We start from the raw sequence: 16,478 nt of genomic DNA on the forward strand, positions 1-16,478 counted from the left end.
GCCGCTGCCCGGGTACGGGAAGGCGACGCCACCACTGCCGAGATCAACCTCAGCTATCTCGGCGACCACGTCGCGCTCGATGTAGTCGACGACGGCGCAGGCTTCGACACCGGCCAACTGCCCGCCCCCGACCCCCAAAGTGGCGGCTTCGGGCTGGCAGCCATGCGCGCCCGCATGCGCGCCGTTGACGGCACCCTTACCGTCGAATCCGCCGCCGGCCACGGCACGACCCTGGCCGCCCGGCTACCGTTCAGCCCTCCCCTCAACAGCGAACCCGAGGCCCACCGGTGACCGACAGCCCCATCAGACTGCTCCTGGCCGACGACCACCCGGTGGTGCGGGCCGGGCTCCGCGCCGTGCTGGAGACCGAACCGGGACTCACGGTGGCGGCCGAATCCGCCACCGCCGAGGACGCCGTTGCCCGCGCTGCCGAAGGGGACGTCGACGTCGTGCTGATGGACCTGCAGTTCGGCAAGGGGATGGGTGGCGCCGAGGCCACCGCCCAGATCACCGCCCGGCCGGGTGCCCCCCGCGTTCTGATCGTCACCACCTACGACTCCGACGCCGACACCCTGCCCGCCATCGAGGCCGGCGCCATCGGCTACCTCCTCAAGGACGCGCATCCCGAGGACCTGGCCGCCGCCGTACGCACCGCCGCGGCCGGGCGTACCACGCTGGCTCCCGCCGTCGCGGACCGCCTCATGCACCGGCTCCGCACCCCTGCAACCACCCTGACCCGGCGCGAGACCGAGGTCATCGCACTGGTCGCCGAAGGCCTGTCCAACCAGGCTGTCGGCCAACGGCTCCACCTCACTGAGGGCACCGTCAAGTCCCACCTGGCCCGCAGCTACACCAAACTAGGGGTCGACTCCCGCACCGCCGCCGTGGCCACCGCCACCGGACTCGGCCTCATCCGCCGCTGACCGATCCAGTACCGCTCCTGCCTCAGCGAGCGCGGCGATGACGAGTTCCGCGCCTGCGGCGGTACCGCACGGACTTCAACGTCGCCCTGACCTCCGCGCGCGTGGCGGCCCCCCCGCTGAGGTGTGCCCGCGCCCTATGAGACCGGGCTGCTGAGGCGAGTCTGCAGGGGGCGGGTGAACCGTCCTGGTGCGGCGGCGCGCGCCCGCAGGCAGGGCGGTATCCCCCCGGCACCGTGGTGAGAGCGCCCCGTCATCTCGCCCGCTGCCCGTACCAGTCCTCCTCAGTTCGCCATACCGCAGCGGGTGTTCGTCCATAGTGGGTCGAGTGATCACACGAGGCGATGGCGAGGGCACGAGCGGGGCCGGCGGGCCGGGCAGCGGCATCCGGAGCTGCGAGGACGGTGAGGAGGCGCAGGTCCTGGTGGTGGGTGCCGGACCTGCGGGTTCGGCCGCGGCGCTGCATCTGGCCCGGGCGGGTGTGGAGGTCGTGCTGCTGGAGAAGAGCCGATTTCCCCGGGACAAGGTGTGCGGAGACGGGCTGACCCCGCGCGGTGTGCAGCAGTTGGTGCGCATGGGCATCGACGTCAGCGCACCGGGGTGGATGCGCAACCGCGGCATGCGGTGGGTGTGCGGGGGCCGTCAGGTCGACATCGACTGGCCCCGTCTCGGCAGCCATCCCGATTTCGGGCTCACCCGCAGTCGCCGTGACTTCGACGAGCTCCTTGCCTCCCAGGCCGCCGCAGCTGGAGCGCGGCTGCGCACCGGGGTCCGGGTCACCGGCCCGGTGACCGACAAGGCCGGGCGGATCACCGGTGTGAGTGCCCTGGCAGGGCCGGAAAAGCGGCCCGTCTCCTTCAGGGCGCCGCTGGTCGTGGCCGCGGACGGTGCCTCGGCCCGTACGGCGGTGATGATGGGACTGGAGCGCGACCAGCGACGGCAGATCGCCACCGCGGCCCGCCGCTACTACCAGTGCGAGGCCCGCTCCTGCGACCCGTATCTGGAACTGTGGGCCGACCTCACATGCTCCAGGACCGGCCGGGACCTGCCCGGCTACGGTTGGGTCTTCCCCCTCGGCGACGGCCGCATCAACGTTGGCCTCGGAGCCATGCCCCACCGCGCCCACGGCCCGGTCGACCTGCGCGCGACGATGGGCCAGTGGCTGCCCCGCCTCCCCCGTGAGTGGGGTGTGGACGAGGACAGCGCCGCCTCCCCGTGGCGCAGTGCGGCCCTGCCCATGGGCTTCAACCGGCACCCGCAGTACCAGCGCGGGCTGATGCTGGTCGGGGACAGCGCCGGCATGGTGAGTCCCTGGAGCGGCGAAGGCATCGGTCAGGCCATGGAAGCGGCAGAAGTCGCCGCCGAGACCATCGCGCTGGCCCTGGCCCGACCGGAGGGAGCGGGCCGGGAACACGCCCTGCGCCAGTACCCGGCTGAGATCCAGCGGCGGTGGGGACGCCACTACCGTCTCGGTAACCTTGTCGGCGACCTCATTCTGGGCCGCCACGGCTACCGGCCCATCCTCCATCCCAGGGTGATGGCTTCACCCACCCTGCTGCGGACCCTCGCCCGGCTCCTGACCCACGTCGCCGACGAACCACCCCGCGACACCATCGACGCCGTCCTGCATACCCTCTTCCGGGCGGTTCCCCGCAGCCGGCCACCCGCGCGCCGCACGCCGCCGCTCTGATCCGCCCCTTCCATGCCGGCGCGTGCGGGCATGCCTCCGGGGCGCCCGTCCACCGGCGGCCGGGCAAGCCCCGGGCGTCGGCAGCTGCAGAGGGAGGCGGCGGAACTACTGGGCTTGTCCTACCTGTTCGGTCACACCGTCCTGGCCGCGGGTGGTTAGGGGCTGACCCGCGATTGATCTTGAGGCTTGCCGGCCTGGGGGTTCAGTGGCCTGGTGGTTCGGCGATCGCAGGTCGGCCGGTTACTCGTACCGGTACTTCAGCGAGTCCGCCTCCGCCTGCTCGATGTCGGCGATCGTCAGCTCCGGCATCCGCAGCTGGGCCAGCGTCACCTCGGCCGAGGCCGGCTGGGCGTCCGCCGGCAGCCACTGCTCCGGCTTCCAGGCAGCGCTGCGCAGCAGCGACTTGGGGCAGTGCGGGTAGACCTCCTCGATCCCCAGCACCAGCGCACTGGCCGGCGGCTTACCGACGGCGGTCAGTTGCGTCAGCAGCTCCGGGCGGGTGGAGACGACAGCCCGGCCGTTCACCCGCAGGGTGGTGGTCCGCCCGGGGATGACGAACAGGAGCCCGGCCCGGCCGGTGGCGATGACGTTCTGCAGGGTGTCCAGCCGCTTGTTGCCGGTCGCGTCCGGTATTGCCACCGTCCGTGCGTCCAGGACGGCGACGAACCCGGCGGGACCGCCGCGCGGGGAGACGTCGCAGTTGCCATCGGCGTCCGCGCTGGCGACCAGGACCAGCGATGAGCAGCCGATCAACCGCTGGGTCTGCTCGGTGAGTTCGGTCATCTGCTTGCGCACGGCCGCGTCGCTGGGTAGTTCGTAGGCCCGGCGCAGCGCCTCCCGGTCCGGCACGGCGTCGAGGCGGAGCGAGTCGAAGGCACTGCTGGCACGGGATGTCGTCATGCCTCCGACCCTAACGGGCCGACCTGTTATCGATCCTGGTCGGTGGGTGTGGGGACGTAGAGACGGCCGCGCAAGTTGAATCGAAGCCTGGGGGCGAATCTCGCGCGGTCGTGATCGATCTCAGCGACGAGAGTGTGGAGGTCTGACAGGTCGCGGGTCGGGCGGCTCTCCCTGTGGAAGTTTTCCCTGGTTGGACTCCAGCACCTCGCCGACCATGGAGGGGCCCTGCACGTACGCACTCGGTGCCGTGCAGAGGCGATCCGTCTCCCTCCTTGAGGAGTCAGCATGACCACGTGGTTCATCACGGGGCGCGTCCAGTGGATTCGGTCTGGAGATCGCCCGGCAGGCCCTGGAACGCGGGGAAGAACATCTCCCCAGGCGGCTGGGGCGGCTACCCGGTTGGGGCAGGACGACGAGCCGTGGCGCGCGGACCGAGCGCCCGCTCGATCCGCGCGCCACTCCGGTGGAACCTGTTGAGGATCTCGGGAATCCGCGTCGTGGCGGTGGGCTTGTCGTGGACTGAGGAGGCTGGTCAGCCCTTTGCGAGGGCTTTCACTCGATCGAGATTCCCGTTGAACCGGTCATGGTCACCGACCGTTGCTCCGGCGGAGGTGTACTGCCACATGGTCTGGTACGTCCAGCCCGCAGGCAAGGCTCCGACGGACGAACCGTAGTGCGGCACCCACAGCGGATTGGTCTTGCCGAACCCGGAGTTGTTCCCTGTACAGGTCTTCCACCAGTTGGTGGAGGTGTACAGGACGACATCCCGGCGGGTCTTCGCCTTGTAGGTCCTGGAGAAGTCCTTGATCCAGTTGACCATGCCCTGGTGGCTCAGCCCGTAGCAGGCGACGCCGTAAGGGTTGTACTCCATGTCCAGCGCGCCGGGCAGGGTCTTGCCGTCCTTGGACCAGCCGCCGCCATGAGCGAGGAAGTACTTGGCCTGGGTGACACCGCTGGAGGTGTTGGGGGTCGCGAAATGGTAGGCGCCGCGGATGATGCCGGCTTTGTACGACCCGTTGTACTGCTGGGTGAAGGACGTGTTCGTATAGCTGGTGGACTCCGTCGCCTTGATGTAGGCAAGCCTCACGCCGGACTTCCGCAGTGTGGACCATGCGACGTTGCCCTGATGGCTGCTGACGTCGACGCCCTCTGTGCCCCGGGCGGCGGTGGCTGCGACACCACTCTTGCTTGTGCCTTCGTGCTTGAGGATCTGGGAGCCGGCGAAGTCATTCCCGGGGTGAGAGGGCTCGGGGACGCCGGTGGCGGCGCCCGCGGTACTGGACAACACCAGAGCAAGGGCAGGAATGCCCACGGTCAGAGCGGCCAGGACAGTCGACATTTGACGAGGTGTGCAGGCGGGCACGGACATGAGACGCCTCCAAGGGTCCACCCCAGCCTGCGTGGAGTCCGGAGGAAACAACCGAGAGGCGCGCGGAGGGCGCGGCTCACGTCACCCGATACGTCGTACGGTTCACGGCGATCGACGGCCTTGTGCTCAAGCAGTACGCGGGTACGTACCTCGCGTGGGGTCGCCGCCACCGCCCTGGGTGCCCGCCACCGGAGCACACACCGCCGTGACCGCCGGCCTGACCGTCCGCCTCATCCGCTGCCTGCGCGGCAACACACTGGCCACCCCGGGCCGCACACACGCCGCACTCGGCGGAGCCGTGCTCCACGCCCTCGGTACGCCCGCCTACGGCCATGGACGCGGGAGCGTGAACCGTTTGATCATGCCTACCGCCGAAGGGGTGCAGACACTTACAGAACGAACTCGTCGGGGGTCTCATATCCGTGAATGTCGGCGGGGAGCAACTTGTTCGTTGGCACGTTGATGCCGGTGACGGGTACGACGACGTCGGCCTGAGCAGGCAGCGCCAACGTTCCGAGTACGGCAGCGGCAAGGACAGCGGATACGGCGATACGCCGCGCAATGATCTTCATGCTGATGCAACGCTCGACTTCGCCGAGGGTTGCGGGCCACAACAGAAGATCACTTGGGCAGCCTACCGAGCGGGCGTGGGGCGGATGTCAACGCGGTGATGAAGGGCAAGACCGCCCCCGACTGGGCGGTCGGGTTCGGACAGGTGCAGATGGTGTGCCACCTGCTCCGCCGCGGTGCCACCCCGTCGGCCGAGGCTCTGACCATCGCGCGCGAGCACGCCGAGCGCAATCCGTAGGGCCGGCCGGCAACCGGGCGCATCGCCGCCGCGCTGCTGAGGGTGGTCAGCGGGGACAGTCCGTTCGGCATCTACCCCAACAGGGTGGTCATGGCGCCGACGTACGGCAGGTCGTCGACATCGGTGACAAGGACCGGGTATGCGCCCATCGAGTCGGGTGCCGACGTACCGCAGCCTGCGCGACGGCTTCCGTCAGTTACCCGGCCCCGGGGTGGGGCGGTTCCGTGATCGCCACCGGCCGCCCCCCTTGTCGTCCGGGCCTTCCGCCGGGCCGGTGGCCACCGCCACCGCTTCACGCGCTCTCGCCGAAGGTTCCCAAGCATTCCCATTCCAATTGCCTCGATACGCAGTTCGTCACGCTGCTGCCCCAGACCCAGAGGCCAAGAAGGTGCTTTGTCAAGCTCGCTGGACAGACACCTGAGCCCAGAGCAGCCGATGGCACTAACGTCGCGGCATGACGGAACCCATCCCGAACGCCACGCAGGTCGTCCGCTTCGCCATCGAGTTCCTGACGCCGTATGTGGCGGGGGACACAGACGAGAAGCGCGCGCAGGCGGGCGAGTACATCGCCCAGAGACTTAGTGGCCCCGATGCACTCGACCCCGTCCACGTGATCCGGGGCCAGCTGTACCTGAACGAGTTGCTTCTGCTGGCCTTGGCGAAGGCGCACGGTGCCCAGCCCGAGGGCTACCGGGCATGGGCCGGGGAGTGGCTGCGCAAGGGTTCCCCCCAGCTGCCCGAGTAGGCCGAAGGGAAGGGCGCCGGGTGCATCCTGGGCCGACGAATCCCCTAGAGGACAGCCAGTCGGCGTCGGTCAGTCCGTGAGTCAGACCCACTCGGAGAAGCCACCAACATCCTCACTGTCAGTCCTCCGCAGCGAAGGTGGGGCGAGCCGCCCCACCTTCGTCCCCTTTGGCCGGAACGGCGACACGGCCCAGTGTTCATCGGTTGCGGCAGGCCGCGCACACGCCAGCCGCCCCCGCCCGGGCATCGCGGCCCAGGACACGGAAGCCATCGCCCGTGCTCCGCAGCAGCCCCGCGGGCTGCGCGGCCTGCGGCGATGCCACCACGGCCTGCCCGGACGAGTTCAGTGACGGCGGATCAGTTGCACCGGATGTCCGGGGTGCTGAGGGTGTACGTCACCCCGCCCCGGACCAGCGAGCCGCTCAAATGGATGCACTCATTGGTCGCGTCGAACCAGGTGGAGAGCGGCCCGGCGAAATAGTGGTAGTTGGCAGGGTGTTCCTGCGGGGGATCGGCGACGTAGTCGCCGCTCTCGTCATGGAGGTACAGCGTGATGTGCGATGCCAGGCCGTCGTAGGGGCTGGACCAGAACTTCGCGCAGTTCCGTTTGGTCGCAGCGTTCCAGTAGGTGCGTGCGTAGCCGCCGCCGTTGTGCTTTGAAGGGTCCTTGGCCCAGTACGTTTTGCCGTCCCAGGTACCGCTGCATTCGACGGCCGTGGGGGTGGCGGCAGTTGCCTCGGCCGGGGCTGCCTGCGCGGTGGGGGCGGCGACCAGACCGAGCATCAGCGCCATGACTCCGAGGCCCAGCAGCTGTGTTCTCCGTAAGCGCTTCATCCGCAACTCCTATGGTGAGATGTCGCTAATCGGTACCTGACAGGTCGCACTGGGAATGCTCTGCCTGTCGCGGGGTCGGCACCCGGCTTTTCACGAAATCTCCGCCGAACTGCGTCGGCGGACCGTCTCGACCAGAAGCACGGCCCCGGCCTGAGGAACCACCGCCACGGCAGCCACCCTCGGGGTGCGCCCTGGGCCCGGAGGGCCGGGGCGGGCACATGGCGACCGTCACCGACGAACTGGCGCCCGCGCTCACCGACACGAGAACGCCAACCGAGCTTTTGAGACTCTTCAACACCAGCTGAGGCACCGTGCGCTCGCTTGCGCTCGTCGCGGGCTCATGCCCGGTTTCGACCAGCCCAGGAGGCGCAGTCCTTGTACCAGTCTCGAGAGTTCCACGCGGCCTCTACGACGGGGATGGTGATCAAGCTGATGAGCAAGGAACTGCCCCACCCGGTTCGCCAGAGATGTCCGCTGCGGCTGATCGGGCCGCTTCTCCATCTGTGTAGCTGGTAGGCGACGGATCCGGCACTGAAGAGGCCTACTGCGTCGCCGATCTGACGGGTCGTGGGTCGTCCTCGGTGTTCGGCTCTCCACTCGCGGAGGACGCGCCGGATCTGGAGCTGCCGCTCGGAGCGGTGGCCGTTCTTGCTGGCTGCGCCGATTTCGCATGCTGGGGAGCGCGGCGCAGCTCTTCACTGGCTGCTGGGGCCCTCCGGGCACAGCGGGCCAGAACGAATGCCACCGGAGCATGGCGGGGGAAGTCAGGAGCCGGCGTCGTAACGCGGCCCGCCCCGTTCCCGATTCCAGCCACAGCCGTCCGCCCCTCAGGTCACGGCTGGTCGTACCAGGCAAACGCTGCGATACGCCAGCCCTCCGGAGTGCGGACGAACTGGATGGTCTTGGTCCCGCCCCCCTCGAACGGCTCGCCATCCAAGATCCCGGACTTGCGGTACTCGCCGAACCGCGACGCGATATCGCCTGCGATCTCTGTTTGTTCGGAAATCTCCCACTCGGAGAACTCGACCAGCCGACCGTCGGTCAGCAGCCGCTGGCGAGGCTCGATGAACGCGTCCACGGTGTAGACCTCGAATTCCGGGCCGGTCTTGACGATCACCCCACTCGGAAGGACCAGCCGGCGGATCCGGGCAACGTCGGCAGCCTTGCCACCCCGGTTGTCAAAGGCATCGAAGAACTCGGCGGTCGCCACGTCTATCTCGATCTTCGACATGGCGCGACACTAACAGCGATGGGGGACCTGACATCGTCGGTCTCGACAAGCTGCGGTACGTCGTCGAGCCGAACGTCGTGCACGAGTTCAAGCGCCTCGCGGTCTGCTTGGCCCGACCTCCACAACGGCACAGTCTCCCTGGCCTGCGGACTGGTCTGCTGGAGATACTCAACGGCCCCTCACCGTGATCGCGTTACGAAATCTCGCCGTGGATGACGACCTCGTCCGGGTCGCCGACCGCGTACCCGGTCCTGTTTCCAGGCCGTGATCATCGGCTCGATCAACGCCCACCGCTCGTCGGATAGGTCGCTGGGGTACGGTTCTCTCTTCACGCCCCGCATCTCAACATGGACATGCCCAGTAGGCGGCTTGCGCGACGATCAGTACCGGGATCGCGGTACACGAACCGAGATAGATCAGCCTTAACGCCCTCGCAAACGCGACAAGCCCCGCCGCCGTCCGTAGCGGATGTGAGGGCGCGCATGCGAAGATCCAACGGTCGGATAAGCGCACTTCGAAGGACGGCTATGTTCGCGATCTCCCTGGGGGACGGGGCCGAGCTGCGGCCACTGGAGCCGTGGCAGGCCCAGGAGTTCCTCGCGCATATGGACCGGGGCCGGGACTTCGTCGGCGTGCACATGGAGCTGCCCGACCTCGCCGCCGACCTCGACTCGGCCCGCGGCTATCTCCAGCTCTACGCCGACAAGGCGGCCTCGGACACCGGCCGACTGTATGGTATCTGGCTCGACGGCACCCTCGTGGGCGGCGTCTCCTTCCCGAAATTCGACGCCGCCGCCGGCATCTGCGAGGCAGGCTGCTGGCTGGAGCCTGCCGCCACAGGCCAGGGCCTGGTCGGACGTGCAGCACGGCTACTCATCGACTGGGCATTCAACGAACGCGGCATCCACCGTGTGCAGTGGCTGGTGTCGCCGAAGAACATCCCCAGCATCAAGGTGGCCAAGCGACTCGGTATGACCCGTGAGGGCGTCCTGCGCGAAACCTACCTCTACCGTGGCGTCCGCCACGACGCCGAGGTCTGGTCGGTGCTGGCGCGGGAGTGGCAAGCCGTGGGCAGCTGAACGGTCCTTTGACTGCCGTTTCTCCATGTCACAGTTGTCGATCCGGCGGGGCCGCATGAAGGGCAGGCCGCCGCGTAGACTACCCGGCCCCAGGCCATGAAGCTGAGTCCACGGTGAACGTCACCCGCTCCCGACTCGGCCGACTCGTCCGCTCCTACCCAGCCCGGGCGAAGCCTCTGCACGAAACGGACTTGACGCCCTCCAAGAACTCCCAACAGCATTGGATCTGCAGCGCGGCAGGTGCGGTTTCGGCGATCTGCGCGTCGGCCCGGGGTGGCTACGGCTGGTGCCCACCGCCAGGGATGCGATCAGGCCGGTGGAAGTGTCGTGGCCCAAAGCGTCGATGATTGCCCAGCGCACGATCGCACCGGCTGCCACCGCGCAGTCGAAGGCCATGAACTCTCCTCGCAGCCCACACAGTCCGGGACCGAGGCTGACCAGCACCGTCGCCACGGAGCCTAGAGGGGGGAGTCAAGCGGATTGGCGGCCATTCTGCCGACGAGTCCCGATCGCATCGCGCCGGCTGCGGAACTGCCGGGTTTGCGTGCGCTCTGGGCCTGGAAGCACGCCAGGAACTGCTCGGAGAAGCTCAGCCTTGGGTAGCGTTCCAGCACCTCGGCCCGGAAGCCGGTCGGGTAGTCGTCTACGTCCTTGCCGATGACCTCCGTCGCGGTGGCGCGAGCCAGCAGGTGCCCCTCGGGGTCCGCGGACAACTCCACAGACGGCCACATATGGCGGACGATCACGTCCGACAGTCGCTCGCGGCGCTCTGCCGGCCACCCGGCGCCAGCCGCGAAGACCTGGGCGACGTGGCCGCCTGCCTCCTCGAACGCGACCAGGTGGCTGTCGAATGCCGGCACCAACCCGATGTCGTGGAACAGCGCAGCAACGTAGAGAAGTTCCGGGTCGAAGGGAATGTTGCCTGCCGCTCCGCGGGCGGCCGCCCACACGTAGGCACGCAACGAATGGTTGAGCAGCGCGGGGGGATGGTATGCGGTCGCCACGTCCAGGGCGGCGGCCGACGTCGCACTGTCGGGCATCGGGAGAGCGTCGAGGGACATACGGTTCACTGCGGGCCTGCCTCCGTGGGGCCGTCCGACACGATGCGGACGATCGTCTTACCGTGCCTGCCGCGGCCGGGCGCGAAAGCCGCAGGCGTTTCGGCAAGCGCACGCACCTCCCCGATGATCGGCTTGAGACGCCCGTTCCTCAGCCGCTGCGCGAGGTCGGCGAGCCTGACCCGATCAGGTTCGACGACGAAGAAGACGGCCCGCCCGTCCTCGGGCTTGACCATGGGCGGCTCAACAGTGGTGATGAGGGTGCCGCCGGCGCGCACCGCTGCGGCCGAGCGGTGGAGGATCTCGCCACCGATCACGTCGAACAAGACGTCGACCTTTCCGGTGTCCTCCAGCCGGTCCGCCTGGAGGTCCACAAAAACGTCGGCGCCCAAGCGGAGAGCGGTGTCCCGGTCGGCGGACCGGCCCGTAGCGATCACCCCCGCCCCCGCCTCGTGTGCGAGTTGGACCGCGATCGACCCGACGCTGCCGGCGGCGCCGTGGATCAGGACCGTCTGTCCCGCCGTGAGCCGCCCGTGGTCGAACAGGCCCTGCCACGCGGTCAGCCCCGAGATAGGCAGCGCGGCGGCCTCGATGTAGTCGACGTCCGAGGGGAGCGGGGCGAGGTTACGGGCCTCTACCGCGGTGTATTCGGCCAGCGACCCGTCACGGGTCCAGTCAGCCATCCCGAAGACCCGCTGGCCGACGGTAAGCCCAGTGGTGCCGTACCCCAGCTCGGCGACCGTCCCCGACAGCTCGTGCCCGGGCACACTCGGCGTCCGGTCGCGGCCTGCGCGGTCGGTCCACGTGCCGGGCCAGGCGAGTTCCCCGCGAGTGAAGCCGGCGGCATGCACGCGCACGATGACGTCGTTCTCGGCAGCGTGGGGGTAGGGCAGTTCCGTCAGGGCGAGTCCGCCGGCACCGGCGTCACGGTCGCGGACGGTGATGGCTTGCATACATTCCTCCGAGGAGCAGAGCTGCGGCGATCAAGCACACAGATGCCCGCTTGGGTCGACAGGGCACGCGATGCGTCGCGATCTCGACCGTATGCTCCAGCCACTGCAACCGCGTGGGCCACTTGCGAGGCAATGGGATGAGCCACTTTCGCGTCGCCGGCAGGGGTGGACACGCCGCTTGGCGGTTGGCGGCCGTCCGGTTGGCCTCGCGGAGCGGTTCCGGGGGAGCTCGGCACGGAGGAAGTTCTGGGAGTCTCGTGCTGTTGTTCCCTGGGCGTCGGTCGTCGCGGTCGCGGTCGGTCTGGTTGTACCGGGCGATCGGAGGCACGCTGGGGGTCACGCACCCCGCCGAGCGGGACACTGACGGAGCATTGCTGACGGGCCTCGGTGCGTTCTGGGCACTCGCCGGCTCCGCTGGTATCTGGCAGGTCGCACGGGCACATCCCACCATGAGCACCGTGGGGCGGGTAGCGGTCTGCCCGGCCATGGGCGAATCGAGGCCACGTTCCGGCGCCGAACGCACCCTTCGACCGGGCTCGGGATTTCGCAGTTCAGCGGACGTGCAGGCGGACTCCGTCTGTGCTCCGTTCCGGAGTGGAGCAGCGCGATGGCCGTGGTCATGAGCGTGGTGCATCAGGGCGTCCTGCGGCATGCGGTCGCGGAAGTGCCACACTTCGCCGCCGAGGCCGGGGAATGGTCGGCGGTGCCGCCTGTGATGTCTCACCGTGGTCGTGGCCGGATGCCAACGCGTGTGCGGGGCCCGTTGTCACCGGGACCGCGACCTGAACGGACGCCGCACAAGACCGGCGGCCGGATCCGCCCGGTGGCCCGGTGGAACGGCCCCGGCCTCCTCCCACCGCCAAGGAGACCGGGGCACGTCGTCAACCGCCGGACGGGGCCAGCCACTCGTCGATCCGCCCCGGGTAGTCCGTGGTCACGGCGTCCGCTCCGATTTCGACCCAGTGGAGCAGGTGGGCGCGATCCCCGGTGGGCCAGGCGTCCACCTGGATGCCGGTCTCGTGACAGCGGTCCACGAGGTCCCGGGTGAGCTCGGGCTTCAGCTCCGGGCACACCCAGGTGGCCTTGAGGTCGAGCGCGTCCTTGATCATGTCGGCGCCGGGGTGGTGGGTGATCAGGCCACGCGGTACGTGCGGCAGCCAACGGGCGGCCTCTTCGACCGCGGTCTTGCTGAAGGAGGTCAGCACTACCGACCCGGGCAGCGGGGTACGGCGCTCCCGCTCGGCGAGGGCCTGCACCGACTCCAGGGCCTTGATCTCGATCTGGACGACGTCCCCGCAGACTTCCATGGCCTCGTCGAAGGTGGGTATGCGCTCTCCCTCTCCTGCGTCGAGTGCCTGGAGATCGGCCAGGGTGAAGTCGGCGACGAGGCCGGTGCCGTCCGTCGTGCGGTCCACGGCCTTGTCGTGGATGACGACGAGGTGGCCGTCAGCGGTGAGGCGGATGTCGAGTTCGATGCCGTCGGCGCCCAGAGCGAGGGCCCGCCGGAAGGACCGCAGGGTGTTCTCCGGCTCTTCGGCCCGGGCTCCACGGTGTGCGTACACCACGGGACGCCTCACGGGGTGGTTCACAAGTGCTCCTTAATCATCGGGCCGTAGCGGTCGACACCCTTGCGCAGCTGGTCGGCGACCTCCGAGAAGGCCTGCTGTGCAGGGGTGTTCGCCGACCATATGCGCTGCAGGGCGGTATAGATACGCACGTTCGCGTTCGGGATCATCATGCGCACCTGGTCGCAGGGGCGGGTGAGATCGAGCTGCCTGACGGCCGTGGTGAAGGTCGGGTCGTTCTTCATCAGCGTGACAAGAGCAGGCTCCTTGACCGCCGCCGGCACCACGGGCATGTAGCCGGTCTCGACGGCCCACTGCGCGGCGTTCTCCGGGCGGGCCAGGAAGCGCACGAACTGGGCCGCAGCCTCCTTGCGTTCCCGCGGCACGCGCTTGAAGATGCCCAGGCCGCCACCGCCCGTGTCGACGGCGAACTTCTCCTTCTTCGGCAGGAAACCGGTGCCCAGCTCCCAGCCGTTCGCTTTCGCCATCTCGTTGATCTTCTTCAGGGCGCCGGTGGAGGTGACGAGCGTGGCGATCAGCTGGTTGCCCATGTCGGCCGTGGGCTCGGTCGCCATGTAAGCGATCTTGTCCTTGAAGATCAGCTTGCGCTGCCATTCCCCTGCCGCCACGGCGCCGCCCTCGTCGATGGTGACGTCCAGGCCCTTGGAGTACGCTCCGCCCCACTGCCAGGCACTGCACTGGAACTGCCAGTCCCCGTCGACTGCCTGGTAACTCTCCAGGGCTACCCGCTTGCCGCCCACGCTCTGCCGGGTGATGTGGCGCGACCAGTCGTAGAGCTCGTCGTAGCTCTCCGGGGGGCGCACCGGCACCCCGGCCCTCTTGAAGAGGGTCTTGTTGTAGTAGAAGAGCGGCGTGGAGCGGGCCAGCGGCAGCCACCAGGTGTGCCCCTTGCGGACGCCCTCGCTGAGCAGCCGCGGATTGTAGATCCGCTCGAGCTCACCCGGTGCGAAGTAACTGTCCCAGGGTTCCAGGGCGTCGCCGAAGTAGAACTTGTACCACTTCACGTCGGACAGCACGCACAGGTCGGGGGCCTGGGCACCGAGCAGGCTGATGACCGCCTTCTGGGCGCACTCGTCGTAGGTGCCCTGGAACTGCACCTCCACATACACGTCCCGCTGCTCGCGGTTGAAGGCGTCGACGAGTTTCTGCAGGGCCGGGCCCACCGGATCTGCGAACGTCGACCAGAGCACCACCCTGGTGCGCCCCCGGAACGCATCGGGTACCGAACCGCCGGGCTGTGTGACGGTCCCCGTGGTCTGGCCGCAGGCACTCAGCGCCGCGGCCAGTCCCAGCCCCGCACCTGCCCCGAGCATCCGGCGCCTGTCGAGCACGGGTCCCGCGAGCTCCCGCAGCGAAGTTCGCGTCATTTTCCGGCTCCCTGGGTCAGCCCGGCGATGATGTAGCGCTGGGCGAGGAAGAACACGACGAGGACCGGCACGACCACCATGACGGCACCGGCCAGGATCGCTCCCCAGTTGGCGAAGGTCTCGGTGTTCTTGAGGAAGAGCAGACCGATGGGGAGGGTCCGCATGTCCGCGCTGCTGGTGACGATCAGCGGCCAGATGAAGTCGTTCCACTTGCCGACCATGACGACCAGGGCCACCGTGATCACCATCGGGCGCGACATCGGCAGCACCACCCGGAAAAGGATGCGCAGGTGCCCCGCCCCGTCGACCTTCGCCGCGTCCGTGATCTCCTGGGGCAGCGTCAGCATGTGCTGGCGCAGCAGGAAGGTACCGAACACCGAGCCGAGGCCCGGTGCTATCAGGCCCGCATAGGAGTTGACCCAACCGAGCTGAGCGATGGTCAGAAAGTTCGGCAGCAGGGTGACATGGCCGGGCACCATCATCGCGCCCAGCAGGAACAGGAAGAGCACCTTCTTGCCGGGGAACGGCAGGAACACGAATGCGTAGGCACACAGCAGCGCGGCGACCAACTCGATCGCGGTGCCGACCGCGGACACGATCAGGGAGTTGAGGAAGAACCGACCGAACGGCGCGGCGCTCCAGGCGTCGGAGAAGTTGGACCACCGCAGGTCCGTGGGGATCCAGTGTGGGGGGTAACTGTAAATCTGCGGGTTGGTCTTCAGCGCCGAGGAGATGAGCCAGTACAGCGGGCCACCCGCGATGACGGCGACCAGGACGAGCAGCGCGTACAGGCCGAAGCGCTGGGCACGGCGGACACCGGAGCGGCTGCCCGTGGCGACCGGGCCGGCCTGGCGGGTGTCCGGCGAGGAGTCGACGACTGTCACTGGTAGTGCACCTTTCGCTGGAGGAAGCGCGCCTGGGCCCCGGTGATCAGCAGCAGCACCACGAACATGATCATCGCGGCGGCCGAGGCGCGGCCCGCGTCGAAGGTGCGGAAGCCCTGGTCGTAGATGAACCAGCTGAGGATCGAGGTGGAGGTGCCGGGGCCGCCGCTGGTCATCATCGCGATCACATCGAACGCCTGGAAGGTGCTGATGGTGCAGGTCACCAGCAGGAAGAAGGTGACGGGCGAGAGCAGCGGCAGGATGATGCGGCGCAGCCGCGTCCACGATCCCGCGCCGTCCAGCGCCGCGGCCTCGAACACGTCCCTGGGCAAGCTCTGCAGACCGGCGAGGTAGATCACGGCGACGAAACCGGTGTTCTTCCAGAGGTAGACCAGGACGAGACCGAACAGCGCCCACTTGGAGTCGGTCATCATCGCCGGCGCGGCCATGCCCAGGGGAGCGAGCAGCGGGCGTATCAGTCCGTAGTTGGGGTCGAAGAGGAACAGCCACAGGGTGCCGACCGCGGCTCCGGAGAGCACGTACGGGGCGAAGGCCAGCGTCCGTACGACGTCCCGCCCGCGCAGCCGCTGGTTGAGCAGCAGGGCGGTGGCGAGACCGAGCACCAGTCCGCCCCCGACGATCCCGACGACGAACAGCACGGTCGTCCACAAGCTGCCGCGGAAGTCGGGGTCGGCGAACAGCGACGTGTAGTTGTTCAGGCCGATCATGTGCCACGACGACGAGACCATGTCCCAGTCGGTGAGGCTCAGATAGGCGTTGTAGATCACCGGCCAGTAGGCGAAAACCAGCAGGAAGAAGAAGTTCGGGGCGGCGAAGGCGGCGAACAGCAGGTACTCGCCCCGCCGGCGCCGTGCGCGGGTCCTGGGCTCCGCCTCGCCGGCGGTCGCCGGACTCGGCGGGGCGGCTCTGCCGTCCTGCTTCACGTCGGTCGTCAAGACAGCGGTGTCCTTCCGGTGAGCCGTACAGCGCCCCCAACTGGGCGCAATCCCGGCGGCCCTAGGAATACCAACAAAGTGAACGAGAAGAGAACACCG

18 protein-coding genes and 1 pseudogene are annotated in these 16,478 nt (G+C 68.6%); 6 read left to right on the forward strand and 13 right to left on the reverse strand.

Features of this window, described 5'->3' with window-relative positions:
• Positions 1-42: 42 nt before the first annotated feature.
• From OHS16_RS31025 to OHS16_RS31035, 3 genes are all read left to right on the forward strand, one after another.
• Positions 43-291, forward strand: a complete 249-nt coding sequence (locus OHS16_RS31025; RefSeq protein WP_443042810.1) for an ATP-binding protein — start codon at positions 43-45, stop codon at positions 289-291.
• Positions 288-923 (forward strand): response regulator transcription factor, encoded by a 636-nt coding sequence (locus OHS16_RS31030; RefSeq protein ID WP_328540568.1) that lies wholly within the window; start codon positions 288-290, stop codon positions 921-923. Before OHS16_RS31025 ends, OHS16_RS31030 begins: the two co-directional genes overlap by 4 nt.
• A gap of 382 nt (positions 924-1,305) precedes the next feature.
• Complete coding sequence (locus tag OHS16_RS31035; protein WP_328541050.1) at positions 1,306-2,610, forward strand: geranylgeranyl reductase family protein; 1,305 nt, start codon at positions 1,306-1,308, stop codon at positions 2,608-2,610.
• Positions 2,611-2,850: 240 nt separating this feature from the next.
• On the opposite strand, the gene OHS16_RS31040 is transcribed toward OHS16_RS31035, so the two are convergent.
• The 3 genes from OHS16_RS31040 to OHS16_RS31050 form a co-directional block, all read right to left on the reverse strand.
• Complete coding sequence (locus OHS16_RS31040; protein WP_328540569.1) at positions 2,851-3,510, reverse strand: MSMEG_1061 family FMN-dependent PPOX-type flavoprotein; 660 nt, start codon at positions 3,508-3,510, stop codon at positions 2,851-2,853.
• 532 nt (positions 3,511-4,042) lie between these two features.
• Positions 4,043-4,849 (reverse strand): lysozyme, encoded by an 807-nt coding sequence (locus tag OHS16_RS31045; RefSeq protein ID WP_328540570.1) that lies wholly within the window; start codon positions 4,847-4,849, stop codon positions 4,043-4,045.
• Between the two features lie 419 nt (positions 4,850-5,268).
• Positions 5,269-5,451: a hypothetical protein gene (locus OHS16_RS31050; protein ID WP_328540571.1), complete on the reverse strand. Its 183-nt coding sequence runs from the start codon at positions 5,449-5,451 to the stop codon at positions 5,269-5,271.
• Between the two features lie 53 nt (positions 5,452-5,504).
• On the opposite strand from OHS16_RS31050, the gene OHS16_RS31055 reads away from it, so the two are divergent.
• Both OHS16_RS31055 and OHS16_RS31060 read left to right on the forward strand, forming a co-directional pair.
• Positions 5,505-5,687 carry a hypothetical protein gene (locus OHS16_RS31055; protein ID WP_328540572.1) on the forward strand — a complete coding sequence of 61 codons (183 nt, stop codon included), beginning with the start codon at positions 5,505-5,507 and terminating at the stop codon, positions 5,685-5,687.
• Positions 5,688-6,141: 454 nt separating this feature from the next.
• Complete coding sequence (locus OHS16_RS31060; protein ID WP_328540573.1) at positions 6,142-6,432, forward strand: hypothetical protein; 291 nt, start codon at positions 6,142-6,144, stop codon at positions 6,430-6,432.
• 356 nt (positions 6,433-6,788) lie between these two features.
• On the opposite strand, the gene OHS16_RS31065 is transcribed toward OHS16_RS31060, so the two are convergent.
• The 4 genes and pseudogenes from OHS16_RS31065 to OHS16_RS32185 form a co-directional block, all read right to left on the reverse strand.
• A complete protein-coding gene (locus tag OHS16_RS31065) occupies positions 6,789-7,265 on the reverse strand; it encodes a hypothetical protein (RefSeq protein WP_328540574.1) in 477 nt (158 codons plus the stop codon).
• 338 nt (positions 7,266-7,603) lie between these two features.
• Positions 7,604-7,930: a hypothetical protein gene (locus OHS16_RS31070; RefSeq protein WP_328541051.1), complete on the reverse strand. Its 327-nt coding sequence runs from the start codon at positions 7,928-7,930 to the stop codon at positions 7,604-7,606.
• Positions 7,931-8,097: 167 nt separating this feature from the next.
• A complete protein-coding gene (locus OHS16_RS31075; protein WP_328540575.1) occupies positions 8,098-8,496 on the reverse strand; it encodes a DUF4440 domain-containing protein in 399 nt (132 codons plus the stop codon).
• A 221-nt stretch (positions 8,497-8,717) separates the two neighbouring features.
• A pseudogene (locus OHS16_RS32185) lies at positions 8,718-8,837 on the reverse strand (IS5/IS1182 family transposase); the annotation flags it as partial.
• Positions 8,838-9,023: 186 nt separating this feature from the next.
• On the opposite strand from OHS16_RS32185, the gene OHS16_RS31080 reads away from it, so the two are divergent.
• A complete protein-coding gene (locus OHS16_RS31080) occupies positions 9,024-9,575 on the forward strand; it encodes a GNAT family N-acetyltransferase (RefSeq protein WP_328540576.1) in 552 nt (183 codons plus the stop codon).
• A gap of 458 nt (positions 9,576-10,033) precedes the next feature.
• Here OHS16_RS31080 and OHS16_RS31085 read toward each other — a convergent pair whose 3' ends face one another.
• From OHS16_RS31085 to OHS16_RS31110, 6 genes are all read right to left on the reverse strand, one after another.
• On the reverse strand, positions 10,034-10,636 hold the full coding sequence (locus OHS16_RS31085) for an HD domain-containing protein (RefSeq protein ID WP_328541052.1): 603 nt from the start codon (positions 10,634-10,636) through the stop codon (positions 10,034-10,036).
• Between the two features lie 5 nt (positions 10,637-10,641).
• The gene (locus OHS16_RS31090) at positions 10,642-11,586 is read right to left on the reverse strand and encodes an NADP-dependent oxidoreductase (RefSeq protein WP_328540577.1); all 945 of its coding nucleotides are present in this window, start codon (positions 11,584-11,586) and stop codon (positions 10,642-10,644) included.
• A gap of 881 nt (positions 11,587-12,467) precedes the next feature.
• A complete protein-coding gene (locus tag OHS16_RS31095; RefSeq protein WP_328540578.1) occupies positions 12,468-13,175 on the reverse strand; it encodes a glycerophosphodiester phosphodiesterase in 708 nt (235 codons plus the stop codon).
• Positions 13,172-14,539 (reverse strand): ABC transporter substrate-binding protein, encoded by a 1,368-nt coding sequence (locus tag OHS16_RS31100; protein ID WP_328540579.1) that lies wholly within the window; start codon positions 14,537-14,539, stop codon positions 13,172-13,174. The genes OHS16_RS31095 and OHS16_RS31100 overlap by 4 nt, the downstream gene beginning before the upstream one ends.
• The gene (locus OHS16_RS31105) at positions 14,536-15,423 is read right to left on the reverse strand and encodes a carbohydrate ABC transporter permease (protein WP_328540580.1); all 888 of its coding nucleotides are present in this window, start codon (positions 15,421-15,423) and stop codon (positions 14,536-14,538) included. Before OHS16_RS31105 ends, OHS16_RS31100 begins: the two co-directional genes overlap by 4 nt.
• A complete protein-coding gene (locus OHS16_RS31110; protein ID WP_328540581.1) occupies positions 15,420-16,379 on the reverse strand; it encodes a carbohydrate ABC transporter permease in 960 nt (319 codons plus the stop codon). Before OHS16_RS31110 ends, OHS16_RS31105 begins: the two co-directional genes overlap by 4 nt.
• Between the last annotated feature and the right edge of the window lie 99 nt (positions 16,380-16,478).

The sequence above is a fragment of the Streptomyces sp. NBC_00344 genome, from assembly GCF_036088315.1.
GTDB lineage: Bacteria > Actinomycetota > Actinomycetes > Streptomycetales > Streptomycetaceae > Streptomyces.